This is a genomic window from Youxingia wuxianensis (assembly GCF_014385085.1).
Lineage (GTDB): Bacteria > Bacillota > Clostridia > Oscillospirales > Ruminococcaceae > Youxingia > Youxingia wuxianensis.
This window is the reverse complement of sequence record NZ_JACRTD010000006.1, coordinates 23,677-48,462: the sequence shown is the minus strand read 5'-3', so window position 1 is coordinate 48,462 and position 24,786 is coordinate 23,677. Positions and strand designations below refer to the sequence as shown.

The following is a 24,786-nucleotide window of genomic DNA, read 5'->3' as shown; positions in this document are numbered from 1 at the left end:
TTTTTCTGTTAGTCTGTGAGTGAGAAGAAATGCGTACGTGCAGGAGTGAAAAAGGATGCAGTTGACCGCCGATTTTTTAGGAATGTCCGCCCTGGTGGCGATAATTTCTTATTTGATAGGGAGCGTCAGCTTTGCTGTCATTATTTCCAGGACATTTGAAAAAGAAGATATCAGAAATTTTGGCAGCGGCAACGCAGGCATGACCAATATATTGCGTAATTATGGAAAAAAGCTGGCCGTACTCACCGCAGTGGGCGACTTTGGCAAGGCGTTAGTAGCTGTGGCCTTGGGAAGGCTTTTATATCAGATGGCAGGGATTACCCAGTCAGACGGCGGATATATCGCCGGGCTGTGTGTCATTTTGGGCCATCTTTATCCGGTCTTTTTTAAATTCAAAGGCGGAAAAGGGGTATTGACTAGCTTAGGAGTCATATTGATACTTAATCCATGGGTGTTTTTAATGCTTGTGGTGTTGCTTCTGCCTTTTGTGCTTATTGTGAAAATTGTTTCATTGACAGTGCTGATCGGCTATATCCTGTTCCCTATTTTTACATATTTTGTAAGCAGGGCGCAGGGGGCGCCGGTGGTGTCCAACGTCATTTTTGCGCTGATGATCAGCGCGATGGGGGCATACGCCCACCGGGAAAATATCCAGCGGCTGCGAAATGGGACGGAATACCGTTTTGGCGAGAAAAAATAAAGAAAGGGCGTGTAGACCTGTTATGGCGGAGATATTTATTCTGGGCGCGGGGGGATTCGGGACCTCGCTGGCTGTAATGTGTGAAAAGTATGGCCACCAGGTAACCTTGTACTCCCCGTTTCAGCAGGAGATTGAGACGTTAAGCGTTCAGCGGGAGCATAAAAAACTCCTGCCGGGAATCCATATCCCGGAAACCATAAAAATGACCTGGCAGCTGCCGGAAAAATTGGAGAGCGAGCTGATCATTGCTGCTACCCCGTCTTTTGCGGTGCGGGGGGTGTGCGCGTCCATTAAGGAAAAGATCGGATCGAAATCTGTGATCGCCTGCGTGGCAAAAGGCTTTGAAAAGGATACCCTGCGCACCCTTTCCCAGGTGATGGAAGAGGAGCTGCCGGGGAACAGCAATGTTATTATTTCTGGACCGTCCCACGCAGAAGAGGTTGCGCGGGGGGTGCCCACCACGGTGGTGGCGGCCTCCAGGAACAGAGGCGCCGCAGAATTTGTTCAGGATATTTTAATGAACCCTGCCTTCCGAATTTATGTTAACGACGACGTTATGGGGGTAGAACTGGGCGGGGCGCTGAAAAATGTCATTGCTCTGGCGGCAGGGATCAGCGATGGGCTGCAGTTGGGAGACAACGCCAAGGCGGCTCTGATGACCCGGGGAATTACAGAAATTGCCCGCTTGGGAGTAGCGATGGGCGCCCAGAACGAAACCTTTGCCGGATTGTCCGGCATCGGAGATTTGATTGTCACCTGTACCAGTATGCATTCCCGGAACCGTCGGGCGGGCATTTTGATCGGCCAGGGGAAAACCGCTCTGCAGGCCATTGATGAAGTGGGCATGACGGTAGAGGGATACACCAGCTCCAAATGTGCTTATGAGCTTTCCAAAAAGAGAAATGTGGAAATGCCTATTATCCAGCAGGTCTATGAGGTGCTGTATGAGGACAAAAAGCCGCAGCAGGCCATTCAAAATTTGATGCAGCGCCCAAAACGCCATGAATCAGAAGTGATCTGGCTGTTAAGTAAATAAAAAACAGCCCTAAAGGGCTGTTTTTTATTTATATTTAATTATATTTTGTAAATTCACCGTCAAAATAAACCATTCTGGCGGCGTTGGGATCTTTCTTTCCATAATAGTAGATAATCAGGAAAGGAAATTCAAGTTGCTGGGGTCAACCGCCCTTGCATATAAATTTTTTCTGCTGGGATATCCTCCCCCCAGATGAAGTGAAAGCCGCTACAACAGAAAAAACAAAAAACGGCAAGCCCATGCCTGCCGTTTAAGGATGTTCTATCACGGAAAATTAGATAGCTCTTTGAACTTTATCAGAACGCAAGCAACGGGTGCAGGCGTAGATGTGGCGAGGAGAGCCGTCAACAATTACCTTTACACGCTGTACATTTGGCTTCCAAGTCCGGTTAGAACGTCTATGAGAATGGGAAACCTTAATTCCGAAAGTTACACCTTTTCCGCAGATGTCGCATTTTGCCATTGTCTGCACCTCCTTCGATACAAAAAACTTAACCTCATTAGGGGTCAACGTTAGTATTCTATCAGATTTGGACAAGAAAAGCAAGAGGTTTTTTAAGAATAAATTATAAAATTGGGAATATACAAGCAAAATACGGCAAATTTACTTGTATTTAAAAGATATTATAGGTATAATGTTTCTATTATACTGCGAAACTATCGCTATTTTCAGTTAGGAGAGTAACCATGGGACTTTTTTCCGCAGGAATGCAGGGCGCTCTTTTTATGATATTTGCCCGCCTGATTGTACTTTTAACCTCTATGCCGATCCACGAGTACGCTCACGGATGGGTGGCTCACAAGCTGGGGGACGACACTGCCAGCTACCAGGGCCGGCTGGATTTTAATCCGTTGGCTCATTTAGACCCTTTAGGCACCATTTTGCTTTTGTTTACTGGATTTGGCTGGGCAAAACCGGTGCCGGTAAATCCCCGCAATTTCAGCCGCAAGGTCACCATGCGCGGCGGAATGGCGCTGACCTCGCTGGCAGGGCCGTGCGCTAATATTATTTTGGCGTTTATCATTCTGTGTATTTATAAAATTTTTCTTATCGCGGTACAGGCGCTGGGAGTAGAGGTAGGAAACGCCGTGTTTGTTGTTATGCAGATTTTATCTATTATGATTACCACCAACATTTCGTTGGCGGTGTTTAATCTGCTGCCAATCCCGCCGCTGGACGGTTACAATATCCTAAGCTATTTTATTCCCGCCAGATGGGAGTATAAAATTGCCCAGTACCGTCAATATATCTTCATAGGCCTGCTTGCGGTGTTGATGTTTACCAACGTTTTGTCCGCGCCTTTGAACTGGCTTGCCAATATAGTCTATCGGTTTTTGGGATTTGCTACCGGATTTATCGATATAATTGGCAGGATGATCGTATAATGGAGAAGCTTTCCTTCAAGGTTGCCGAATTTGAGGGCCCCCTTGATTTGATGTTGTTTTTAATTTCCAAGCATAAGCTGGATATTTATGATATCCAGATTTCCCTTTTGCTGGAACAATATATGGCTTATATCAACCGGCTGAAAGAAAATGATCTGGAGGTAGCCAGTGAGTTTTTGGAAATGGCGTCCCGGCTGGTTTATATCAAAACAGTGATGCTGCTGCCCAAACATGAAGAGGAAGGGCAAACCCTGAAGACAGAACTGCAGGGACAGCTGCTGGAGTATCAGGTATGCAGGCTGGCGGCGGCCAAGCTGGGAGAACAAAACCAGATGTACTCCACTTTTGTCCGGGAAATGGAGCCCATCCCAGTGGATAGGGTGTATAAGCTCAGCCACAGCCCGGCAGAATTATATAACGCCTATCAGGACGCAATTGGAAAAGGCCGGCGGCGGCTTCCGCCTCCTGCCCAGGCGTTTAGCGGAATTGTTTCCAGACGGGTGGTTTCTGTAGCCTCCCGGGTGGTATTTGTACTTAAAAAGCTTTACCGGACGGGGAGAACCGCTTACTTGAGCCTGTTTGAGGACAGCCAGGGGGACCGCAGCGAGATGGTAGCGACATTTTTGGCGGTACTGGAGCTGGTGAAGGCCAAGCGGATCACTATCAGCGACGATGGAACCCAGGTGAACTTTGAGCGCAGACGGAAAGGGAAAGAAAATTGATGATGGATTTACCACAGAAACAGATTGTGGCTATATTATTTGCCGGCGGGGAAGCGGTAGAGATTGAACGAATTGCCCAGGCTATCGGCGCCGATGAAGAAACCGTAGTAAAATATATTCCTCACATCAGGGATGCGCTGGAAGAAGCTGGGATGCCGCTGCAGGTGGTTCGCTTGGAGGACAGGCTGCAGCTGTGTACTACCTGCGAGTTTGCTCCGGTCATCCGGGAAGCGCTGGAACTTAAACGCAATACTCCTTTGTCCCAGGCGGCGCTGGAGGTATTGGCTATTATCGCTTATAACCAGCCGGTGACCAGAAGCCTTGTGGAGCAGATACGAGGAGTGGACAGCTCCAGTGTGATCAATTCCCTGGTAGAAAAGCAGCTGGTGGAGGAAGCCGGGCGGTTGGAGCTGCCGGGACGGCCGCTGTCTTACCGCACGACTGCGAATTTCCTTCGCTGTTTCGGGATGGAGACGCTGGACAAGCTGCCTACACTGCCCTCCCAGGAGGAGGAAACCGCAGAAATTCCCGACGATGTGTTGGAGGGACAGGTTGGTTTCGACGATCCGTGGGAAAAGGAAAACGAATAATTTTCTAAGGAGGGGCGGGAATGATTGCAGTATATATCCTTTTGGGAATCCTCGCCCTTCTTTCTGTGCTGCTGATACCGGTATTTTTATCGGTGAGATATGAAACAGGGAAAGAAATTTCCATTTATATCCGGGTACTGTTTTTTTTAAAGATGGACCTTGCGGAGATGGCGAAAAAACGGGAAAAAAAGCCGGGCCAGGAAGAAAACAAGCCTAAAAAACAAAAAAAGCCCAAAAAAGAAAAACCCAAGGCGCAAAAATCCCCAAAGGAATTTTCAGAACAGCTTGGGATGGTGGTGGATCTGCTTTCGTCAGTAAAGGGCGGAGCAGGAATACTGATACGCAACTTCCGATTGTATAAAATTTATCTTCACCTGGTGGTGGCGCGGGAGGATGCGGCCCAGACCGCCATCAGCTACGGGAAGTGCAACGCCGCTGTATATACATCTTACGCTTTGGCGGAAAACTTTCTTAATATGGCGCGTCCTGAAATTGCAATCGAGCCGGATTTTGTTACAGGAGAAAGCTTGGTAGTCTTTCATGTGAAGGGCCGGCTGATACCAATAGTAGCGGTTTGGGCGGCGCTGAAAACGGCGGCAGGTTTCCTAAAACGCACGATGAAACGAAAATCTCGGGAGAAACAGGCCCAAAGGCTCTCAGAAGAACAAAAACAAAAGACCTAAGGCTTTTTTATAGAAAATCTACGGCAGAAAACACTGCCCTAACAGATAAACGGGAGGAATAGACGATGAGTGAAGGTACGCACCCAATTAACGGTTTGATGGACAGTTCCCTGCAAAATCTGCGATCCTTGGTGGACGCGGACACCATTATCGGCGAGGCGATTACTACCCCGGACGGCACGGTGATCATTCCAGTGTCCAAGGTGAGCTTTGGTTTTGCTTCCGGCGGCAGCGACCTGCCCACCAGCAGCTCCAACGGCCTGTTTGGCGGCGGCGCCGGCGGCGGAGTATCTGTACAGCCGTTAGCATTCCTTGTGATTAAGGACGGCAAGGTTGATCTGCTGCAGATTAACGACAGCAAAACTACCGCTGACCGGATAGTAACCATGATGCCGGATATGGTGGATAAGGTAAGCGGCTTGTTCTCCAAAGGAAAAAGCGACAAAAAACAGGATGGGTCAAAAGAGGAAGCCCCGGATATTGGAACCACCGAGATCAATATCGACCTGTAATATAGGGCTTGTTTCACCGCATAAAATTAGCTGTGCAGCGATGCGCGAATAATTTTTGCGGGTGATTTGTTATGCTGAAAAAAGCGGTGGCCTTGCTGGTGGCGTTTTTGCTGCTGTTTGTAGGGGTGCGTCTGACAGAGGCCCAGGCGGCGGAGCCGGCCTTTGGAGAAAAGCAGGTTTCGGCCCAGACGATTCCGGATACGCCGGATCTGCAGGTGAACGCCAAAGGCGCTGTAGTCATCGACGCCTATACGGGACGGGTGCTGTTTGCTCAAAATGCCAACGGCAGGCTTCCCATGGCCAGCACCACTAAGATTATGACGGCCCTGCTTACGTTGGAGCAGGAGGATCTGGACCGTTATTTTGTAGTAGATCCTACGGCGATTAAGGTAGAAGGATCTTCCATGGGACTGATCGAGGGGGATAAGGTTACTTTATCCATTTTGGCCTATGGGATGCTTTTGGCTTCCGGCAACGACGGGGCCAATGCAGCGGCGGTGAAAATCGCCGGAAGTCAGGAAAAATTCGCCCAAAAAATGAACCAGCGGGCCCAGCAGCTGGGGATGGAGGACACCCATTTTGTGACTCCTTCCGGCTTGAACCATGAAAACCATTATAGTACTGCTTACGATATGGCTTTGCTGGCGCAGGAGGCGCTGAAAAACCCTAGATTTGCGGATATCTGCTCCCAAAGCAAGGCGGTGGTGGAATATGGAAATCCTCCTTACCGGCGCTGGCTTACCAACCACAATAAGCTTTTGCGCAATTACGAAGGGGCAGTGGGGGTGAAAACCGGGTTTACGAAAAAAGCAGGGCGGTGCTTGGTCTCCTGCGCTATGCGGGATGGCAGCAAATTAATCTGTGTGACCTTGAACTGTCCGGACGATTGGGAGGTACACGCTAAGCTGTACGACCGGTATTTTGAAAAACTCACCCCAGTGGACATCACATCCCGGCTGCCTTCGGTAAAAATACCAGTGACCGGCGGGATACGGGAAGCGGTAAACGGGGTGTATTCCCCGCCGGCGCAAGTATCCTTGCTGGACGGGGAATTAGAACAGTTGGAGATCAAGGCGCGGATCGCGCCGTTTTTATATGCTCCGGTAAGAAAGGGGCAGGCAATCGGCAGTTTTACAGTTTACAGCGACGGCCAGCCCATAGGGGAGGTGCCGCTGACAGCACAGGAAGACATTCCCGCCAGGCAGAAAGAAAAATGGTGGCTGGCGCGGTGGCTAGACGGGCTTTTTGCCCATGAGAGAAGAGAGTAGAGGAAAAAATATGGTGCAGGTAAAAGGAATACGAATACAAAAGGTCTTGTCTGACAATGGCGTTTTATCCCGGCGCAAGGCAGAAGAGTATATTCGGGAAGGCAGGATCACTGTCAACGGACGCAAGGCTCAGTTAGGGCACCCGATAAATCCCGCAAAGGATATCATCGCTATCGACGGACAAAAGGTGCTGTTGGAAAGAAAAAAACGAAACGTTTATCTGATGTTGAATAAGCCCCGGGGTTATGTGACCACCACCAGCGATGAGCTGGGGCGCAGATGCGTGACCGATCTGGTGGAGGACGCGCCTGCCAAGGTGTATCCGGTGGGACGGCTGGACCGCAACAGCGAAGGGCTTTTGCTGCTAACCAACGACGGCAGCTTTGCCAATACGGTGATGCACCCCTCCAACCACATTACTAAGACCTACCGGGTTACTGTACATCCGGACGTTACGGATGAGCAGGCCGCCCAGATGTCGGCGGGAGTCATGATCGACGGAAAGATGACCTTGCCGGCCACTGTATTGATTTTGCAAAAGCAGGAAGGCCGGGTTGTGCTGCAAATCTCCATTCAGGAAGGGAGAAACCGTCAAATCCGCAAAATGTGCGAGGCGGTGGGGCTGGAAGTGGCAAGGCTCAAACGCACTGCGGTAGGCCCCTTAAAACTGGGAATGCTCCAGCCGGGGCAGTGGCGGGAACTGAAGCCTGCGGAGCTGATTGCCCTGCGTAACGCCATCAAGAAATAAGTATCATGTTGAGTGCTAAAATTATGGAGAGTATAAAATGTTTATGATAAAAAAAGTGGCGGACGACAGGCTCGCCCAACGTATTTGCGGAAGCTTTTATCTTAGCGGTGAGAATACATTTGCCTACGGCGCGTTTTCCGGGGAAGATGTGCTGGCGACCGCCGCTTTCTCACAGAAAGACAAGTGCGTCGTCTTGGAAGGGGCGGACACCGGCCGGCGGTTGGATATAGGGCTGGTGGACGGCATGGCCCGCGCGGCGTTTAACGCCCAGAAAAACCAAGGAGCCGTATATGGAAAGCTGGGAGAAAATCTGGGCCGGGAGATTGCCATGGCCCTGAGCAAACTGGGATATGAAATTGGGAAAGAGTTTGAGCTGGGAGCTTTTTTTTCCAAGAGAAACTGCGTAAAATAACAACAGCGGCCAAGGACGGCGGGCAAATTTTGCCTGCCGTCCTTCCATTTTACAAAAATAGTTAAAAAAATATCAAATAAATTTGCAGGAGCTCTTGTAAACTTGACAAAATCAGTGTATACTTGATACTGGTTACGTTTGGATATTTTTTCAAAAAAGGATAGTCCGAACGAGGATGATATTTTTTAGTTAATAATGGTTGAGATAGGAGGAAACAACATGAGTGGGGACAAGACAATGTCATTTGCCGCTGCCCGTGAACAGGTATTGAAAGCCTCTGCCGCCAGAGATCGGATCGCAAAGCTGTTTGATCCGGATACTTTTGTGGAAGTTGGAGTATATGCCGGGGCACAGTGCGACGGTACAGGCGTAGTTACAGGATATGGCTTAGTTGAGGGATCGCCTGTTTACGCTTTCTCCCAGGACAACACACAAAAAGACGGCGCGGTGGGGACCGCCCAGGGGACAAAGCTGAAAAAGCTGTACGATCTGGCGCTTAAGACAGGTGCGCCGGTAGTCGGAATTTATGATTCCAATGGGGCGGATCTGGCCGACGGACTGGGAGCTTTAAACGCTTATGGCGAAATGTTATTGTGGACAAACAATCTTTCCGGCGTGGTGCCGCAGATCTCCTTGGTACTGGGAGTGTGCGCCGGACCGGCTGCGATGATCGCCGCCGCTGCGGATTTTGTAATTATGAGTGAAAAAGGCCAGTTCTTTATGGCGCCTCCGGCAGTTTGTGCAGGAGAAGGAGCGGGCACCGCGGAAAACGCGGCGGTATCCGGCGCGGCCCATGTGATAGAAAAGGACGACGACAGCGCTATCGCCAGTGCGAGAAAGCTGATCGCTATGCTGCCGGCAAACAACCTTTCTGCGCCGCCCATGTTTGACTTCAGTGAGACCGCAGGCGCGGCCCAAGCGTTGAGCGCGGCTGCGGCGGACATTTCTTCTGCCAGCCTGGACGATATTATTTCCAATATCGCCGACGAAGGCAGTGCGCTGGAACTGCATGCGGATTTTGCCAAGGACTGCGCCAGCACAGTGCTGGCCACGGTAGCGGGCTCTACCGTAGGCTTTGTAGCGGCCAGCAAGGACGGAGAACTCTGCGCCAGCGGATGTTCCAAGATCGCGCGTTTTGTTTCTGTGTGCGACAGCTTCCAGATCCCGGTAGTGACGTTAGTGGATTGCAAAGGTTTCGCAGGCGCCGCTGAGGCCCAGCGTAAGGGCGGTGTTCGCGAAGCGGCGAAACTGGCTCATGTATATGCGGAAGCGACCACTCCGAAAATTTCTGTAATTGTAGGCAAAGCTTATGGCAGCGCCTTTATTTCCTTTGCGGGACGGGCGGCGAATTCTGACTACACCGTAGCCTGGCCGAACGCGGTAATCAGTCCGCTGGATCCGAAAACCGCGGTGGCGTTTATGTACGGGGACAAGATTACCAAGGAAAAATCCCGTGAACAGGTACAAGCAGACTATGCGGCCCAGGAAGCCAGCGCGCTGGCGGCGGCCTCCAAGGGTCATATTGACGATGTGATTGATCCGGCGGCCACCCGGGGAGTCATTATTTCCGCTTTGGATATGCTTAGCGGCAAACGGGTAACTACCCTGCCGAAAAAACACGCCAATATTCCTATGTAATTTTAATGACGGTTACTATTTGAAATAAACAAGGAGGTTTTCCTAATGAAAAGGTTTAATATAACAGTTAACGGCAAATCCTATGATGTTCAAGTGGACGAACTGGGCGCAGGTGCTCCGGCTCCTATCCCCGCTCCTGCAGCAGCTCCTGCAGCAGCTCCTGCGGCGGCCCCTGCGGCTCCCGCTCCTGCAGCAGCTCCCGCGGCGGCTCCTGCTCCTGCAGCGGCGGCCCCTGCGGCTCCGGTAGCGGGCGCTACCAAGGTTACTGCGCCAATGCCTGGCAATATCCTTGATATCAAGGTGAAAGAAGGCGACAAGGTAGAACAGAATGGACTTCTGCTTATCTTGGAAGCGATGAAGATGGAAAATGAGATTTTTGCGCCGGCAGCAGGTACCGTAGTTGGTATCCATGTGAAAAAGGGTGACACAGTTAATTCCAATGATCTGTTGATCTCCATCGGCTAAGGAAGGAGAATAGATATGGCACAACAAGTTAAAATTTGTGAGACGGTGCTCCGTGATGCCCACCAGTCTCTGATTGCCACCCGTATGTCGTTGGAAGATATGCTTCCCATTCTGCCTGCCATGGATGAAGTGGGATACTTTTCCTGCGAGGTATGGGGCGGAGCGACATTCGACTCCTGTATCCGCTTTTTGGACGAGGATCCGTGGGAAAGACTGCGGGTAATTCGCAAAAATATGCCGAACACCAAACTACAGATGCTCTTCCGTGGGCAGAATATGCTGGGATATCGTCATTATGCGGATGATGTTGTGGAATATTTCGTACAGAAATCGGTGGATAACGGGATTGATATTATCCGTATTTTTGACGCTCTGAACGATATCCGCAATTTGGAAACAGCGATTAAAGCTACAAAGAAGGAAAAAGCCCATATGCAGGCGGCGATTTCCTATACCACCAGCCCGGTACACAATGTGGATTATTTCGTAAATTATGCCAAACAGTTGGAAAATGCAGGCGCGGATTCCATCTGTATTAAGGATATGGCAGGGCTGATCAGCCCCACAGTGGCTACCCAGCTGGTAAGCGCCTTAAAGAGCGCGGTTAAAATTCCCATCGACCTGCATTCTCATTACACCAGCGGTCTGGCTTCCATGTCCCTATTGAAAGGGATTGAAGCAGGCGTTGATATTATCGATACCGCCATGTCCCCTCTGGCCCTGGGCACCTCCCATGCGGCTACGGAATCTATGGTGGCGGCGCTTCAGGGTACACCGTATGACACCGGTTTGGATTTGAAAAAACTTAATGTGGTTCGCGAACACTTCGCGAAACTGCGCCAGAAATATCTGGACAACGGCCTTCTTAATCCTAAGGTAATGGGCGTTGACGCCAACACTCTGCTTTATCAGGTGCCGGGCGGGATGCTGTCCAACCTGGTTTCCCAGCTGAAACAGGCGGGGAAAGAGGATCAGTTGGATGCGGTGCTCAACGAAGTGCCCAATGTGCGTAAAGATTCCGGATATCCTCCTCTGGTAACTCCGACCTCTCAGATCGTAGGTACTCAGGCGGTGTTCAATGTAATTATGGGCGAGCGCTACAAGATGGTAACCAAAGAATTCCGCGGGCTGGTTCGGGGCGAATACGGAAAAACCCCAGCGCCGATCGATCCGCAGTTCCGTAAACAGATTATCGGCGACGAGGAACCAATTGATTGCCGTCCGGCCGATCTGCTGGAGCCGGAACTGGAGAAATTCCGCGAGGAGTTCCCGCCGGAATATTTGGAGCAGGAAGAAGATATCCTGACTATGGCCCAATTCCCGCAAGTCGCTCCCAAATTCTTCGAAAAACGTAAAAATAAAAAATACGGCGTAGACGGGGAACACGCTAACAAGGAAAACAAAGTTCATCCTGTCTGATAAATTAACAACGGTAAAAAAACGGCACAGTCCCAGGGACTTGTGCCGTTTTTTATTTTGCCCTTAAAGGTACGCGCCATTGGGAAACAATAAAAGAAAACGGTGTGTATAAGCGGCGCGGAAGGCAGGGGCGGGCCTTGTATCAGATTTATAGAGGAAAAAAGGAGGAGATGTTGTTTTTCATTTTTTCCAATGATATAATTAAAAAAATATAGCAGCATAATAAGCTTATAAGAAATGAATGATCAAAATAGGCACGAAAATGAGGCGATGACGGTCCCGGCCGTCGCCTGTTAAAAAGGTTAGGGGGAAGAAGCTATGAAAGAAAAAATTGTCATTATCGGCGGTGTGGCAGGAGGCGCTTCCGCGGCTGCCCGGCTCAGAAGACTCAGTGAAGAGTGTGAAATTAAAATATTTGAACGAGGCGACTATATTTCTTATGCAAACTGCGGCTTGCCCTATCATATCGGAGGGGCGATCCCGGATCGGAGAGCGCTGCTTTTGCAGACGCCTCAGCGTATGAAAGAACGATACAATGTGGATGTGAAGGTTCATCATGAAGTCACTCAAATTCTTCCGCAAGAAAAAAAGGTAAAAATTCGGGATCTGACCAGCGGGCAGGAATTTTTTGAAAGCTATGACAAGCTGGTAATTGCTACCGGGTCTTCTCCGATTGTACCTCCGATTCCCGGAATAGACCTGCCTGGAATTTTTCAGGTGTGGACGGTGCCCGATACCGACCGGATCAAGGAATATCTTGCCGAACATCCGATCAAGCGGGCAGCGGTCATTGGGGGCGGCTTTATCGGTTTGGAGATGGCGGAAAATCTGCATGCCCTGGGATTGGACGTGTCTATCGTAGAGATGGCGGATCAGGTGATGGCGCCTTTGGACTATGAAATGGCGAAACTGCTCCACAGCAATATTCAAAAAAATAACGTTTCGCTTTTACTGGGAGATGGGGTCAAAGAGTTCCAAAAGACGCAGGAGGGCCTGCGTATTGTTCTTGCCAGCGGCGCGGCGCTGGAAACAGATATGGTGATTCTTGCAATCGGCGTGCGTCCCAACAGTAAAATTGCCGCGGACGCCGGCATTGCCCTCAATGCCCGAGGCGGGATTATAGTGGACGCAGGAATGCGCACAGGGATACAGGATATTTTTGCCGTAGGCGATGTGGTGGAAGTAGAGGATTTTGTAGACGGGGAAAGAACGATGATCCCACTGGCGGGGCCGGCGAACAAGCAGGGGCGCCTGGCGGCGGATAATCTTCTGGGAGCGCGGGAGGAATATGCCGGCACTCAGGGAACCAGCATTGCCAAAGTGTTTGATCTTTGCGCGGCGGCTACCGGACACAATGAAAAACAGCTGCAAAAACAGGGCAAGATTAAAGGAAAAGATTATGATACGGTAATGATCGTTCAAAACTCCCACGCCACCTATTATCCGGGGGCGAAGCAGATGTTCTTAAAGCTGATTTACGAGATGGACACCGGCAGACTGCTGGGTGGCCAGGCGGTAGGCTCGGATGGGGTAGATAAACGGATCGATGCGCTCTCTATTGCCATGCGTTTCGGCGGCGGCGTGGACGATCTAACCAGGCTGGAGATTGCCTACGCGCCTCCTTTTGCTTCGGCCAAAGACGCTGTAAATATGCTGGGATTTGTAGCGCAGAACGCCCGCAGGGGACTTGTGAAGTTTGTTCCGTGGAATATTACTGAAACAAAAGAAGAGAATATGGTTTTGCTGGATGTGCGCACCCCTGGTGAATATGCTGAATTTAGGATTCCGGGGGCGGTGAATATTCCGCTGGATGAACTGCGCTCCCGTCTGGGGGAATTGGAAAGGGAAAAACACTATGTAGTTATTTGCGCGGTAGGCGTCCGAGCGTATCTGGCCGCCCGTATTTTATCCAACAACGCTTTCCCCCAGGTATCCATTTATCCAGGGGGGATGACCTATTACCGGGCGATACAATAACGTGGTTTTGGCGCTGTCGGAAAAAGCGAAAGGAAAGGGATAGTTCCCCCGGCAGGAGATTGACAAAATCGGTGATAACGAGTAAAATTATATTTCAAATAAGCCTTGTCTATTTTGGCAAAAAATGCGAAGGCGGTACGCTATTATGATAAAGAGCATGACCGGTTATGGCCGGGCCCAGCAGCTGATCGACGGAAGGGATATCACAGTCGAGATCAAGTCGGTAAACCATCGTTTTTTTGAATTTTCCGCCCGGGTTCCCCGGGCGTATGGATATCTGGAAGAGAAACTCAAAACCTATACCCAAACGCAGATTTCTCGGGGAAAGGTGGAAGTCGGCGTCACTATTGTAACCATTGAGGGGACCAACGCCAATGTAGAGATTAACAGTGAGCTGGCCAAGTCCTATGTGGGCGCGCTGAGGGATACGGGAGAAAAATTGGGGTTGGAAGATGATATTACCTTATCTGTGCTCTCCCGTTTTTCGGATATTTTTGCGGTGCGCAAGACAGTGGAGGATGAGGAGATCATCTGGAGCGCGGTAAAAACCGTGGTGGATCAGGCGCTGGAGAAGTTTGTTGCCATGCGGGCGGTGGAAGGCGGGCGTCTGAAAGCGGACCTGCACAACAGACTGGACAATATTGAACGGCTGGTGGAAATTGTAAAGGAGCGCTCCCCAAAAACGGTGGAGGAATACCGTCAGCGGCTGTATGATAAAATGTGTGAAATTTTGGCGGATAAACAGATTGATGACGCCAGAATACTCACGGAAGCGGCGATTTTTGCGGATCGAGTGGCGGTGGATGAGGAAACCGTCCGCCTGAGCAGTCATATCGCTCAGTTTCGGGATATTTTAACTCACGAAGAACCCATCGGCCGTAAGCTGGATTTTTTGGTTCAGGAAATTAACCGCGAAACAAACACAATCGGCTCCAAAGCGCAGGATGTGGCGATTGCCAAGGTTGTGGTTGATATAAAAAGCGACGTAGAGAAAATCCGCGAGCAGATACAGAATATTGAGTAATGGCAGAAAGTGAATATGAGGTGGAGGAAGATTTATGAAACTGATCAATATTGGTTTCGGCAATATGGTGTGCGCCAACCGGCTGGTAGCGATTGTCAGCCCGGAATCCGCGCCAATCAAGCGAATTATTCAGGATGCCAGAGACAAGGGCGCCTTGGTGGATGCTACGTACGGCAGACGTACCAGAGCGGTCATTATAACGGATTCCGACCATGTGATTCTTTCCGCGGTACAGCCGGAAACGGTAGCGAACCGTCTGGTGGATGACGATGACGACGATGAGGAAGAGGATGATGAATAAACCGGGGATGCTAGTGGTTTATTCCGGTCCGTCGGGTGTTGGAAAAGGGACAATTTTAGGGCCTTTTCTCAACGATCACCCCAATGCGGTGCTTTCTGTGTCGGTGACGACCAGACAGCCTCGTCCGGGAGAGATCGACGGAGTTCATTACAGCTTTATTACCAAGGATGAATTCCAGCATCTGATCGACACGGATGGACTGCTGGAATATGCGCAGTACAGCGGGAACTATTATGGAACCCCTAAGGCGGCGGTGGATAAGATGCGCGCCCAAGGCAAGGATGTGTTTTTGGAGATCGAGGTCCAGGGAGCGATGAAAATTAAAAAGAGCTGTCCGGAGGCGGTGCTGGTGTTTATTCTGCCGCCTACGTATGAATCTTTAAAAGAACGGCTGCTGTGCCGGGGAACGGAAACGAAAGAGATCATGGAGGCCCGTCTGAACACGGCGAAATTTGAGTTGGCCCAGGCCAAAGAATATGACTATATTATCATCAACGATGATGTGGGGCGGGCTAGAAAGCAGCTGTGCGCTGTGGTGGAAGCCGCCAAATGTGAAACCCGGTATATGCTGGAATATATCGAAAAGCTTGTAAACCTTACTGAAAAATAAATTGTGCCGTGCCGGCCGCTTCAAAAAGCGCCGCTTACATACACGGCGGAATGGAGACAAATAATGCTTAGACCATCTTTATCGTCAATTCTCAAACCAGGAGAGAATTATTATACTTTTGTGGTCGCGGTGGCGAAACGGGCCAGGGAGATTGCTCAGGAAGCGGAGGAGCAAAAATTATCTTTGGATACTAAACCTGTTAAGAAAGCAGTCGAGGAGTTTGCCAGCGGAAAATATAAGCTGGTAAATAGTGTTTATGTCAACTCCGATACCTACCGCTAACGTTCAAACGGCCCTGTTCCTGCGGGGGAACCCCGGGAGCAAGGGCCTTTGTTTGTTTTGTCGAAAAAATGGAGGGATGTTCAGTGTTTGAAGGAAAAACAGTTCTTTTGGGCGTAACAGGCGGAATTGCGACGTACAAGGCGGCGCAGCTAGCCAGCGATCTTACGAAAAGCGGCGCTCAGGTACATGTGATAATGACGAAAAACGCTACGGAATTTGTTTCCCCTCTGACCTTTGAAACTCTGACAAATAACCGAGTGCTGACCGATACTTTTGACCGGAATTTTCAGTGGAATGTGCAGCATGTAGCACTGGCGAAAAAGGCGGATGCAGCGATTGTGGCGCCTGCGACCGCCAATATGATTGCGAAATTGGCCTGCGGACTGGCGGATGATATGCTCAGTACTACACTGCTGGCCTGCCGTTGTCCTAAGATTATAGCTCCGGCTATGAATACGGGAATGTATGAAAACCCAGCGACCCAAAGAAATCTTACGACTTTGCGGGAACTGGGGATGACGGTACTGGAGCCGGAAAACGGGCTGCTTGCCTGCGGCGACGTGGGAAAGGGAAGACTGCCTGAACTGCCGGTACTTTTTGATGCGGTGCAGTACGCTTTATCCCCTAAGGATATGCAGGATATCCGCGTGCTGGTCACCGCCGGCCCTACCCAGGAGGCGATGGACCCGGTGCGCTTTATCAGCAACCACTCCACAGGAAAGATGGGATATGCCTTGGCCAAAGCCGCTCGGATGCGGGGCGCTCAGGTAACTCTGGTTTCCGGAAAGGTAGAGCTTGCGCCTGTAATCGGGGTGCAGATGGTGCCGGTGGTCAGCGCTCAGGAGATGTTTGATCAGGTGGTAAAAAGAGCGCCTCAGCAACAGATTATTATTAAATGCGCCGCAGTAGCGGATTATCGTCCAGCGGAGCAGTGGGAACATAAAATGAAAAAGTCCCAGGAGGATATGGCGCTGCCTCTTACGCGCACAAAGGATATTTTGTCCTATATTGGTCACCACCGGGAGAAAAACCAGATAATCTGCGGATTTTCCATGGAAACCAGGGATCTGGTGGAAAACTCCAAAGCTAAACTTCATTCGAAAAATGTGGATATGATTGTGGCTAACAATCTGCTGGAACAAGGGGCAGGCTTTGGACATGACACCAATCAGGTGACCATCCTTACCTTGCAGGGAGCGGAACGTCTTGCGCTGATGAGTAAGGAAGACGTGGCGCAGAATATTTTGAACCGGCTGCTGGAAATGTATCAGGGAAAATGACGGGCAAGAAATTAGGAAAGGGGAACGAATGTGGTAAAAGCGGCAAAGGTTGTCGTAGAAAATGCGACGCTGCGTTTTGACAAACCCTATACCTATTTGGTTCCCCAGAATCTGCAGGCAAAGCTAAAAGCGGGCTGCCGGGTGGTCGTACCGTTCGGCGCGGGGAACCGGCCCCGTTTTGGCTTGGTAATGGAAATCAGCGATATCACCTCTTCCGACCGGCTGAAAGAAGTGGCTTCTATAGTGGATGAAGAACCCCTGCTCAGTGAGGAAATGCTTTATTTGGTAAATTATCTGCATGAGACGACTTTTTGCAGTTATTTTGACGGGGTGCGCTGTCTTTTGCCGCCGGGGATCGGTGTGGCAATGACCTACACGCTGGAATTGGCGGGACAAACGGATCCAACTCTATTTTCCGGAGAGCAGCTGCAGATTATCGAGTATTTACAGGGCAGAGGAAAACCGGTGAAAGAACAAACTCTCCTAAACGCCCTTCAAATTTCCCCAGACGCGCCGGCTCTTCGCAGCTTGGTAAGCAAAGGAACGGTAATTCGCTCCCAAGAAGTAAAACGTCGTATTTTGGATGAAAAAATGGTGATGGTCCGGCTGACTCAGGATATTTACGAGCTGTCGGACATAGCGGTAAAAATCACCCCGAAACAAAAAGCGGTGGTAGAGCTTCTTTTACAAGTCGGGCAGGCTTCGGTGAAGGAGGTCTGTTATTTTGCGGCGGTGGGAAAAACGGTTGTGGATCGTTTGGAAGCCAATGGAGTAGTACGTTATTTTACCCGAGAGGTATACCGCAATCCTTACGAAGGGACATATGCTACTGAGGATGTGAAAAACATCCATCTTTCCCAGCAGCAGCAGACGGCCTATGAAGAGCTTTGCCGGTTGGCGGACGAAGAAAAGGCCAATGCAGCCTTGCTTTACGGGGTGACAGGAAGCGGAAAAACCGAAGTGTTTTTGCAGGTGATCGATCATGTCCTCCAAGGCGGCCGGGGGGTAATTGTTATGGTGCCGGAGATCTCCCTGACACCTCAGACGATTGAACGGTTCCACCGGTATTTTGGCAAGCGGGTAGCGGTGCTTCACAGCGCGCTTTCCATGTCCGAACGTATGGATGAATGGAAACGAATTAAAAATGGGGATGCGGACATTGTAGTTGGAACCAGAAGCGCGGTGTTCGCCCCTCTTTCAGATATTGGATTGATTATTATGGACGAGGAGCAGGAAAGCACTTATAAATCGGAAAAATCTCCTCGTTTTCACGCTAGAGATGTGGCGCGGGTAAGGGCGGCGTATCACAAGGGATTATTGCTGTTGGCCTCCGCGACGCCTTCGGTAGAAAGTTTTTACCGGGCAAAACAAGGAAAATATCATCTGCTTAGTTTGAAAGAGCGATATGGAACGGCAAGCCTGCCGGATGTATATATACTGGATATGGCGGCCCAGCAGATGGATGCGCGCTGCGCTTGTTTAAGCGGGGAATTGATCCGTCAGCTCCGGGAAAATCTGGATCGGGGAGAACAGTCCATCCTGCTTCTGAACCGGCGGGGATACAACACCTTGGTAAAATGTTCGGTATGCGGCAAAGTAGCCGAATGTCCCCATTGTTCGGTGGCGCTTACATACCACAGCGCCAACAGTCATCTTATGTGTCACTATTGCGGCTATACCGCCCCGATAGACGCCAAGTGTCCCGTATGCGGAAGTAAATTTCTCCGTTTTTCCGGGGCGGGTACCCAAAAGGTGGAGCAGGAATTGGAAGAACTGTTCCCGGACGCCAGGGTTCTGCGTATGGATATGGATACCACCATGTCAAGATTTTCGCATGAAAAGTATTTTTCCGATTTTTCCGCAGGAAAATATGATATAATAATTGGGACGCAGATGGTGGCCAAAGGATTGGATTTCCCAAATGTTACTTTAGTGGGAGTGCTTTCTGCCGACGCTTCCCTGTACGCGCAGGATTACCGCAGTTTTGAGCGGGCGTTTTCCCTTTTCACCCAAGTGGTGGGAAGAAGTGGTCGGGCAGAGAAAGCGGGCCGGGCGTATATTCAGACCTTCACTCCGGAAAACCCGGTGATTGCTCTGGCGGCGGCGCAGGATTATGAGGGCTTTTATCAGGAGGAGATTGAAAGCCGGAAAATCCATTTGTATCCTCCTTTTTGCGACATGGTGGGGATTGGCTTTTCCGGGGGAAATCTTTCGCAGGTACAGCGTGCGGCAAAAGGGTTTCTCGATCAGCTGGCGGTAACTGCGGCGAACGAGTACCCCAGCCTGCCTTTGCGGGTATTGGGGCCCTGCGAGAGCCAAATATTAAAAATTGCAGGTAAATTTCGTTACCGTATGGCCATAAAATGCAGTTATAATAGTACTACACGGGAACTTTTATGGAAGGCGGCTGACTGGTATTACGCTCAAAATGAGTTTAAAGGGGTTGGCCTTTCGGTAGAACCCAGATATGAAAATTCTATTTAGTCAGGAGGATAGCAATACATGGCGCTAAGGAACGTTTTAAAGTTAGGGGAAGAAACTCTTCGAAAAAGAGCCAGAGAGGTAACCGCGTTTGATAAGCGGCTGGCCCAGCTGTTGGATGATATGTATGAGACGATGAAGGACAGCGACGGTGTGGGACTGGCGGCCCCCCAGGTGGGAATACTGCGCAGGGCGGTGGTGATCGATGTGGGCGAGGGCCTTCATGAGATGGTAAATCCGGTGATTACCTTTACCGACGGGGATCAATACGGCGCGGAAGGCTGTCTGTCCGTACCGGGAGAATACGGCATGGTCCATCGTCCCAGCAGGGTAACGGTGGAATACGACGACCGCGACGGAGTGCACCAAACGCTGCAGGCCCAAGATTATCTGGCGGTGGCGGTATGTCATGAGCTGGATCATCTGGACGGCGTTTTGTTCGTAGATAAGGCGGACCGGATGTTGGATCCGGATGAGCTGGAAGAACCAAAGGAGGCGGACCAGTGAGAATTGTTTTCATGGGGACGCCGGATTTTGCAGCGGTGAACCTGGCGCATCTGCTTGAAGAAGGCCGGCAGATAGCGGGGGTATTTACCCAGCCGGATAAGCCGGTGGGAAGGAAGCAGACGCTTACGGCGCCGCCGGTAAAAAAGATTGCCCTGGAACACAATATTCCAGTCTATCAGCCGGAAAAAATACGGGATGGACAGGCGCTGGAAATAATAAAGCAGCTTTTACCGGATATTATTGTGGTGGTAGCATACGGAAAAATCTTACCCAAGGAAATTTTGGAGCTTCCCAGGTATGGGTGCGTCAATGTGCATGGCTCCCTGCTTCCAAAATACCGTGGGGCCGCCCCCATCCAATGGAGCGTTATCAACGGCGACAAGCTGGCGGGAGTAACCACGATGTACATGGCGCAGGGACTGGATACAGGGGATATGATTTTGAAAGTTTGCACTTCCATCGGTGAAAATGAAACCTCCGGGGAATTGTACGACCGCCTGGCCCATTTAGGGGCTCAGTGCCTGAGCGATACTCTGCGCATGATTGAGCAGGGAAACGCTCCCAGAGAAAAACAGGACGAAGACCTTGCTACTTATGCCCCTATGCTGGATAAAGAGATAGCAAAGCTGGATTTCACTAAATCTGCCCAGCAGGTACACAACTTAATTCGCGGGCTTTCCCCCTGGCCGGTGGCGATTACCTGGCTGGAGGGGAAAAAGATGAAAGTACACCAAGCGGTGAAAGTTTCAGGATACCAAGGCGAACCGGGAACGGTGCTGGACGATAAACGCCTCATCATAGGCTGTATCGATGGGGCGGTAGAACTTCTTTCCATTCAGATGGAAGGGGGAAAGCGGATGCTGGCCAGTGATTTTTTACGGGGGCATCCGGTAAAAAAAGGAACAAAATTGGGCTTGAGATAGCATTATTTTTTATATAAAGGAAGAATATTATGTTTTTTGACTACTATTATCTTATACTGGTAGTTCCAGCGCTGCTGATCGCCGCTTGGGCGCAGATGAAAGTCAGCGGTGCGTTTAATAGGTATTCCCGGGTCAAAAGTTCCCGCGGTTATACGGGAGCGCAGGTTGCCCGAATGATTTTAGATGAGAACGGGCTTTATAATGTACGGGTAGAACGAATTTCCGGCAATTTAACCGATCATTACGATCCCCGTACCAACGTGGTACGGCTGTCGGACGGGGTGTTTAACAACTCCTCTGTGGCTGCCGCGGGGGTGGCCGCCCATGAGTGTGGTCACGCGGTGCAGCATGCCCATAAGTATTTTCCGCTGGTGATCCGAAACTCAATTATTCCGGTGACCAATATTGGGTCCACCTTATCTATTCCGCTGATTATTTTGGGAATGATATTAAGTTATGGGCCGCTAATCGATATTGGGCTTTTACTGTTTTCTTTGGTAGCGGTATTTCAGCTGGTGACTCTGCCGGTGGAATTTAACGCTTCCCGCCGGGCGCTGGCTACCCTGGAGGGCAGTCATTTTCTGGAGGAAGAAGAACTGCGGGGTTCCAAAAAGGTATTGCAGGCGGCGGCGCTTACCTATGTGGCGGCGCTGTTGGTAAGCATTGCCCAGCTGCTGCGGCTGGTGATGATTTCCGGACGAAGAAGAGACTGATAGAGCTGACGGGGAAGAATGATGAAAAACGCTCGTATAACGGCGGTGCAGGCGCTGGCGCGCCTGCATACCGCCAATGCTTATTCCAATTTGGTGCTCGAGCCCATGATAAAACAAAACGGACTGTCCGCACGGGACGGGGCGTTTGCGTCCGCCTTGTTTTATGGTGTGCTGGAGCGGCAGCTGACGCTGGATTATATTTTGCGCCAGCACTCCTCTCAAAAGCTGGAGAAACTTTCCCCTGTGGTGCTGGAAACTCTTCGTCTGGGGATTTATCAGCTTTTGTATATGGACGGAGTGGATGATTACGCCGCAGTCAGCGAAAGCGTGGAGCTGGTAAAAAAGCTTGGGGTTTTCAAAGCTTCTGGTTTTGTAAACGCTGTACTGCGCAGTTTTCTGCGGGATGAAAAACGGATTTTACCGGTCAAGGGAAATATCACCGCCCAGTGGGAGGTGGAATATTCCTGTCCCGGCTGGCTGATCGACGCCTGGCGCAAGGCCTATGGAGATCAGGCGGCAAAACGCTTGCTGGCATCCTCCCTTGGAAAACCGCCGGTATATCTGCGGGTAAATACACTGAAGACCACGCCGGAAAAACTAAAGATCCTGCTGGAAGAGCAGGGCGTCGTTGGGGAAATATGCGGAGAGTTAAAAAATTGTATAGAGGTTTTGGGACGAATTAACGTGGAAGAACTGCCGTCGTTCAAAGAGGGGCTTTTTCATGTGCAGGACAAATCTTCCCAGCTGTGCGCCCAAGCGCTGCAGGCCCAGCCTGGACAGAGAACGTTGGATGTGTGCTGCGCGCCGGGAGGAAAGACGTTTACCATTGCCCAGCTGATGGAGAACAGAGGAGAAATACTCGCTCGGGATCTTCATGAGAAACGGGCGGGGCTGGTGGAAAAAGGCGCCCAGCGCTTAGGAATCACGATTGTAAAGGCCGGCGCCGGCGACGCTGCGGTATATGAGCCGGCGTTAGGAAAATTTGACCGGGTTTTGTGCGATGTCCCCTGTTCCGGTTTTGGAATTATCCGAAGAAAGCCGGAAATTAAATATAAATCTCCCCAGATGGTAGAAAACCTGCCGGAAATCCAGTATAAAATACTAAAAACTTCCTCACAATATCTCAAGGAGGATGGAATACTGGTATATTCCACCTGTACGCTGCTTCCCCAGGAAAACGAGCGGGTGGTAGAGCGCTTTTTAAGGGAACAGCCCCAATTCCAACTGGAATTTCAAAAGAGCTTTATCGGAGAAAAGATGGATACCGACGGCTTTTTTGTGGCGCGGCTGAAAAAAGCGGGGGGAAAGGAATAGTGAATTTGGAAGCCACACAGAACAAACAGGATATAAAATCGTTTACGCTGGAGGAGCTAACCGCCCTTACGGCTCAATTTTCTTTGCCAAAATTCCGGGCAAAACAAATTTATAGCTGGCTCCATGAAAAAAGAGTGGGCAGTTTTCATGAAATGAGCAACCTTCCGGCAGATTTGCGCCGGCTGCTTGACGAAAAATTTTACATAAATGCTATTCATATCAAAAAAAGACTTGTATCTGCAATCGATGGTACGGTAAAATATCTTTATGAGCTTATGGATGGCAATTGTGTGGAGGCTGTGCTGATGAAATATAAGCACGGCAATTCCTTGTGCATCTCTACTCAGGTGGGATGCAGAATGGGTTGTAAGTTCTGCGCTTCCACGATTGGCGGTTTGGTAAGAGGCCTGACTCCTTCGGAAATGCTGGATGAGGTGTACACCGCGCAAGCGGACAGTGGAGAGAGGGTCAGCAGTATTGTGCTGATGGGAATTGGCGAACCGCTGGATAACTTTGATAATGTGCTTTGCTTTCTGAACATTCTCTCGTCCCAAGAAGGACTGAACTTAAGTTTGCGCCATGTTTCTTTGTCCACCTGCGGTTTAGCGGATAAAATAGACGAACTGGCCCAGAAAAAACTGCAGCTGACTTTATCGGTTTCTCTGCACGCGCCCAATGACCAGATCCGTGATCGGTCGATGCCTATTAACAAGAGGTACAACATGGACCGGCTTTTGCAGGCGTGCAGAAACTATTTTGATATAACCGGAAGACGGATTTCCTTTGAATACGCGCTGATCGACGGGGTGAATGACTCCCCGCAAAATGCGAGAGAATTGGCCCGCCGGCTGAGAGGAATGGGCGCCCATGTGAATTTGATCCCGGTGAACAGCGTGGATGAAACCGGATATCAAAGGAGCAGTCGGGAAGCAATTGATCGCTTCAAAGAACAACTGGAAAAATTAGGCGTCAATGTCACCGTGCGCCGGGAGCTGGGCGTAGACATCAGCGCTGCCTGTGGACAGTTGCGCAGACAGTCGCAGAAGGAGGAGTTAGCTTGATAAAAATTTACGGCGGTACGGACAAAGGGAAAATACGTGCCATTAACCAGGACGCGTATACTTTTAAGATAATAGACGATACCACTGCTTATGCCGTATTATGCGATGGGATGGGCGGAGAATCCGGAGGTCATATTGCCAGCAGCAAGGCAGTGGAGATTATCAGTCAGGCGCTGGAAAGAGGAATGGGCCCCCAGCTGGCAGAAAGCTCGGTAAAATCCTTAATTACTACGGCGATCGCCGCGGCTAATGCAGTGGTGTACGATATGGCATGCAATGATGAAAGGCTGCGGGGAATGGGCACCACGGTGATTGTATGCGTTGTATTGGGAGATATGCTGTTTATGGCCCATGCGGGGGACAGCAGGGCATATCATATTTTGGAGAATGGAACCATAAAGGCGCTGACGCGGGATCATACGGTGGTCCAGATTCTTTTGGACAATGGAGAGATTACCAAAGAAGAGGCCAAAAGCCATCCAAAACGCCATTATATTACCCGGGCGCTCGGTGTGGACAGCGAAATTGAGGTGGAATATACAGAGCAAAACTTTACCAAAGGCAGGTTACTTCTGTGTTCAGATGGACTTTATAATTTTGCGGCAATTGAAGATCATGTTGATTTGATCAACAGCTGCTCTACCGAGCAGGACATTTACTTGCTTATCGACGAGGCTAATAAGGCCGGCGGCGCGGACAATATTACGGCAGTAGTCATTGCCAGATAGCACAGG

The 24,786-nt window shown here is 50.3% G+C and carries 27 protein-coding genes; 26 read left to right on the top strand and 1 reads right to left on the bottom strand.

Annotated features, from left to right (window positions below; genetic code table 11):
• Window positions 1-55 precede the first annotated feature (55 nt).
• Window positions 56-700 (top strand): glycerol-3-phosphate 1-O-acyltransferase PlsY, encoded by a 645-nt coding sequence (plsY, locus tag H8705_RS09075; RefSeq protein WP_262395458.1) that lies wholly within the window; start codon window positions 56-58, stop codon window positions 698-700.
• A gap of 22 nt (window positions 701-722) precedes the next feature.
• Entirely contained in the window at window positions 723-1,736 is a 1,014-nt protein-coding gene (locus H8705_RS09070; RefSeq protein WP_262395457.1) for an NAD(P)H-dependent glycerol-3-phosphate dehydrogenase, read from the top strand.
• 274 nt (window positions 1,737-2,010) lie between these two features.
• On the opposite strand, the gene rpmB is transcribed toward H8705_RS09070, so the two are convergent.
• On the bottom strand, window positions 2,011-2,199 hold the full coding sequence (gene rpmB / locus H8705_RS09065) for a 50S ribosomal protein L28 (RefSeq protein WP_262395456.1): 189 nt from the start codon (window positions 2,197-2,199) through the stop codon (window positions 2,011-2,013).
• 224 nt (window positions 2,200-2,423) lie between these two features.
• Between rpmB and H8705_RS09060 the strand changes: the two genes are divergently transcribed.
• The 24 genes from H8705_RS09060 to H8705_RS08945 all read left to right on the top strand — a co-directional run bounded on the left by H8705_RS09060 (window position 2,424) and on the right by H8705_RS08945 (window position 24,780).
• The gene (locus H8705_RS09060) at window positions 2,424-3,122 is read left to right on the top strand and encodes a site-2 protease family protein (RefSeq protein WP_262395455.1); all 699 of its coding nucleotides are present in this window, start codon (window positions 2,424-2,426) and stop codon (window positions 3,120-3,122) included.
• On the top strand, window positions 3,122-3,844 hold the full coding sequence (locus H8705_RS09055; protein ID WP_262395454.1) for a segregation and condensation protein A: 723 nt from the start codon (window positions 3,122-3,124) through the stop codon (window positions 3,842-3,844). Before H8705_RS09060 ends, H8705_RS09055 begins: the two co-directional genes overlap by 1 nt.
• The gene (scpB, locus tag H8705_RS09050; RefSeq protein ID WP_262395453.1) at window positions 3,844-4,434 is read left to right on the top strand and encodes an SMC-Scp complex subunit ScpB; all 591 of its coding nucleotides are present in this window, start codon (window positions 3,844-3,846) and stop codon (window positions 4,432-4,434) included. The genes H8705_RS09055 and scpB overlap by 1 nt, the downstream gene beginning before the upstream one ends.
• Before the next feature lie 20 nt (window positions 4,435-4,454).
• Window positions 4,455-5,117 (top strand): DUF2953 domain-containing protein, encoded by a 663-nt coding sequence (locus H8705_RS09045; protein ID WP_262395452.1) that lies wholly within the window; start codon window positions 4,455-4,457, stop codon window positions 5,115-5,117.
• A gap of 65 nt (window positions 5,118-5,182) precedes the next feature.
• Window positions 5,183-5,629, top strand: coding sequence for a GerW family sporulation protein (gene ytfJ, locus H8705_RS09040; RefSeq protein WP_262395451.1), 447 nt, complete (start codon window positions 5,183-5,185; stop codon window positions 5,627-5,629).
• Between the two features lie 71 nt (window positions 5,630-5,700).
• A complete protein-coding gene (locus H8705_RS09035; protein WP_262395450.1) occupies window positions 5,701-6,897 on the top strand; it encodes a D-alanyl-D-alanine carboxypeptidase family protein in 1,197 nt (398 codons plus the stop codon).
• A 10-nt stretch (window positions 6,898-6,907) separates the two neighbouring features.
• Complete coding sequence (locus H8705_RS09030) at window positions 6,908-7,645, top strand: pseudouridine synthase (protein ID WP_262395449.1); 738 nt, start codon at window positions 6,908-6,910, stop codon at window positions 7,643-7,645.
• 37 nt (window positions 7,646-7,682) lie between these two features.
• Entirely contained in the window at window positions 7,683-8,057 is a 375-nt protein-coding gene (locus tag H8705_RS09025; protein ID WP_262395448.1) for a hypothetical protein, read from the top strand.
• A 219-nt stretch (window positions 8,058-8,276) separates the two neighbouring features.
• Entirely contained in the window at window positions 8,277-9,695 is a 1,419-nt protein-coding gene (locus tag H8705_RS09020) for a carboxyl transferase domain-containing protein (RefSeq protein ID WP_262395447.1), read from the top strand.
• Window positions 9,696-9,740: 45 nt separating this feature from the next.
• Window positions 9,741-10,160, top strand: coding sequence for a biotin/lipoyl-containing protein (locus H8705_RS09015; RefSeq protein ID WP_262395446.1), 420 nt, complete (start codon window positions 9,741-9,743; stop codon window positions 10,158-10,160).
• A 15-nt stretch (window positions 10,161-10,175) separates the two neighbouring features.
• Complete coding sequence (locus H8705_RS09010; RefSeq protein WP_262395445.1) at window positions 10,176-11,579, top strand: oxaloacetate decarboxylase subunit alpha; 1,404 nt, start codon at window positions 10,176-10,178, stop codon at window positions 11,577-11,579.
• Window positions 11,580-11,897: 318 nt separating this feature from the next.
• Window positions 11,898-13,556: an FAD-dependent oxidoreductase gene (locus tag H8705_RS09005; RefSeq protein ID WP_262395444.1), complete on the top strand. Its 1,659-nt coding sequence runs from the start codon at window positions 11,898-11,900 to the stop codon at window positions 13,554-13,556.
• Between the two features lie 145 nt (window positions 13,557-13,701).
• Window positions 13,702-14,580, top strand: coding sequence for a YicC/YloC family endoribonuclease (locus tag H8705_RS09000; RefSeq protein WP_262395443.1), 879 nt, complete (start codon window positions 13,702-13,704; stop codon window positions 14,578-14,580).
• A 34-nt stretch (window positions 14,581-14,614) separates the two neighbouring features.
• Window positions 14,615-14,881, top strand: coding sequence for an extracellular matrix/biofilm regulator RemA (gene remA, locus H8705_RS08995; protein ID WP_262395442.1), 267 nt, complete (start codon window positions 14,615-14,617; stop codon window positions 14,879-14,881).
• A complete protein-coding gene (gmk, locus tag H8705_RS08990) occupies window positions 14,871-15,491 on the top strand; it encodes a guanylate kinase (RefSeq protein WP_262395441.1) in 621 nt (206 codons plus the stop codon). The genes remA and gmk overlap by 11 nt, the downstream gene beginning before the upstream one ends.
• A gap of 63 nt (window positions 15,492-15,554) precedes the next feature.
• A complete protein-coding gene (gene rpoZ / locus H8705_RS08985; RefSeq protein WP_262395440.1) occupies window positions 15,555-15,773 on the top strand; it encodes a DNA-directed RNA polymerase subunit omega in 219 nt (72 codons plus the stop codon).
• Window positions 15,774-15,856: 83 nt separating this feature from the next.
• Entirely contained in the window at window positions 15,857-17,053 is a 1,197-nt protein-coding gene (coaBC, locus tag H8705_RS08980) for a bifunctional phosphopantothenoylcysteine decarboxylase/phosphopantothenate--cysteine ligase CoaBC (protein WP_262395439.1), read from the top strand.
• Window positions 17,054-17,083: 30 nt separating this feature from the next.
• Complete coding sequence (priA, locus tag H8705_RS08975; protein WP_262395438.1) at window positions 17,084-19,537, top strand: replication restart helicase PriA; 2,454 nt, start codon at window positions 17,084-17,086, stop codon at window positions 19,535-19,537.
• Between the two features lie 18 nt (window positions 19,538-19,555).
• Window positions 19,556-20,041 carry a peptide deformylase gene (gene def, locus H8705_RS08970; protein ID WP_262395437.1) on the top strand — a complete coding sequence of 162 codons (486 nt, stop codon included), beginning with the start codon at window positions 19,556-19,558 and terminating at the stop codon, window positions 20,039-20,041.
• Entirely contained in the window at window positions 20,038-20,964 is a 927-nt protein-coding gene (fmt, locus tag H8705_RS08965) for a methionyl-tRNA formyltransferase (protein WP_262395436.1), read from the top strand. Before def ends, fmt begins: the two co-directional genes overlap by 4 nt.
• 29 nt (window positions 20,965-20,993) lie before the next feature.
• Window positions 20,994-21,677: a zinc metallopeptidase gene (locus tag H8705_RS08960; RefSeq protein WP_262395435.1), complete on the top strand. Its 684-nt coding sequence runs from the start codon at window positions 20,994-20,996 to the stop codon at window positions 21,675-21,677.
• 18 nt (window positions 21,678-21,695) lie between these two features.
• Window positions 21,696-22,991, top strand: a complete 1,296-nt coding sequence (rsmB, locus tag H8705_RS08955) for a 16S rRNA (cytosine(967)-C(5))-methyltransferase RsmB (RefSeq protein ID WP_262395434.1) — start codon at window positions 21,696-21,698, stop codon at window positions 22,989-22,991.
• Window positions 22,992-22,996: 5 nt separating this feature from the next.
• Window positions 22,997-24,052 carry a 23S rRNA (adenine(2503)-C(2))-methyltransferase RlmN gene (gene rlmN, locus H8705_RS08950; RefSeq protein WP_262395591.1) on the top strand — a complete coding sequence of 352 codons (1,056 nt, stop codon included), beginning with the start codon at window positions 22,997-22,999 and terminating at the stop codon, window positions 24,050-24,052.
• Window positions 24,049-24,780, top strand: coding sequence for a Stp1/IreP family PP2C-type Ser/Thr phosphatase (locus H8705_RS08945; protein ID WP_262395433.1), 732 nt, complete (start codon window positions 24,049-24,051; stop codon window positions 24,778-24,780). The genes rlmN and H8705_RS08945 overlap by 4 nt, the downstream gene beginning before the upstream one ends.
• The last annotated feature ends 6 nt before the right edge of the window (window positions 24,781-24,786 follow it).

Coding starts and splice junctions, on each gene's coding strand:
- rpmB (WP_262395456.1), bottom strand. CDS start 2,199: ATGGCAAAATGCGACATCTGCGGAAAAGGTGTAACTTTCGGAATTAAG.
- H8705_RS09025 (WP_262395448.1), top strand. CDS start 7,683: ATGTTTATGATAAAAAAAGTGGCGGACGACAGGCTCGCCCAACGTATT.
- gmk (WP_262395441.1), top strand. CDS start 14,871: ATGATGAATAAACCGGGGATGCTAGTGGTTTATTCCGGTCCGTCGGGT.
- H8705_RS09010 (WP_262395445.1), top strand. CDS start 10,176: ATGGCACAACAAGTTAAAATTTGTGAGACGGTGCTCCGTGATGCCCAC.
- rsmB (WP_262395434.1), top strand. CDS start 21,696: ATGATGAAAAACGCTCGTATAACGGCGGTGCAGGCGCTGGCGCGCCTG.
- H8705_RS09015 (WP_262395446.1), top strand. CDS start 9,741: ATGAAAAGGTTTAATATAACAGTTAACGGCAAATCCTATGATGTTCAA.
- H8705_RS09000 (WP_262395443.1), top strand. CDS start 13,702: ATGATAAAGAGCATGACCGGTTATGGCCGGGCCCAGCAGCTGATCGAC.
- H8705_RS08960 (WP_262395435.1), top strand. CDS start 20,994: ATGTTTTTTGACTACTATTATCTTATACTGGTAGTTCCAGCGCTGCTG.
- scpB (WP_262395453.1), top strand. CDS start 3,844: ATGATGGATTTACCACAGAAACAGATTGTGGCTATATTATTTGCCGGC.
- H8705_RS09055 (WP_262395454.1), top strand. CDS start 3,122: ATGGAGAAGCTTTCCTTCAAGGTTGCCGAATTTGAGGGCCCCCTTGAT.
- remA (WP_262395442.1), top strand. CDS start 14,615: ATGAAACTGATCAATATTGGTTTCGGCAATATGGTGTGCGCCAACCGG.
- ytfJ (WP_262395451.1), top strand. CDS start 5,183: ATGAGTGAAGGTACGCACCCAATTAACGGTTTGATGGACAGTTCCCTG.
- H8705_RS09060 (WP_262395455.1), top strand. CDS start 2,424: ATGGGACTTTTTTCCGCAGGAATGCAGGGCGCTCTTTTTATGATATTT.
- H8705_RS09030 (WP_262395449.1), top strand. CDS start 6,908: ATGGTGCAGGTAAAAGGAATACGAATACAAAAGGTCTTGTCTGACAAT.
- plsY (WP_262395458.1), top strand. CDS start 56: ATGCAGTTGACCGCCGATTTTTTAGGAATGTCCGCCCTGGTGGCGATA.
- H8705_RS09035 (WP_262395450.1), top strand. CDS start 5,701: ATGCTGAAAAAAGCGGTGGCCTTGCTGGTGGCGTTTTTGCTGCTGTTT.
- H8705_RS09020 (WP_262395447.1), top strand. CDS start 8,277: ATGAGTGGGGACAAGACAATGTCATTTGCCGCTGCCCGTGAACAGGTA.
- rpoZ (WP_262395440.1), top strand. CDS start 15,555: ATGCTTAGACCATCTTTATCGTCAATTCTCAAACCAGGAGAGAATTAT.
- def (WP_262395437.1), top strand. CDS start 19,556: ATGGCGCTAAGGAACGTTTTAAAGTTAGGGGAAGAAACTCTTCGAAAA.
- H8705_RS09005 (WP_262395444.1), top strand. CDS start 11,898: ATGAAAGAAAAAATTGTCATTATCGGCGGTGTGGCAGGAGGCGCTTCC.
- H8705_RS09070 (WP_262395457.1), top strand. CDS start 723: ATGGCGGAGATATTTATTCTGGGCGCGGGGGGATTCGGGACCTCGCTG.
- H8705_RS09045 (WP_262395452.1), top strand. CDS start 4,455: ATGATTGCAGTATATATCCTTTTGGGAATCCTCGCCCTTCTTTCTGTG.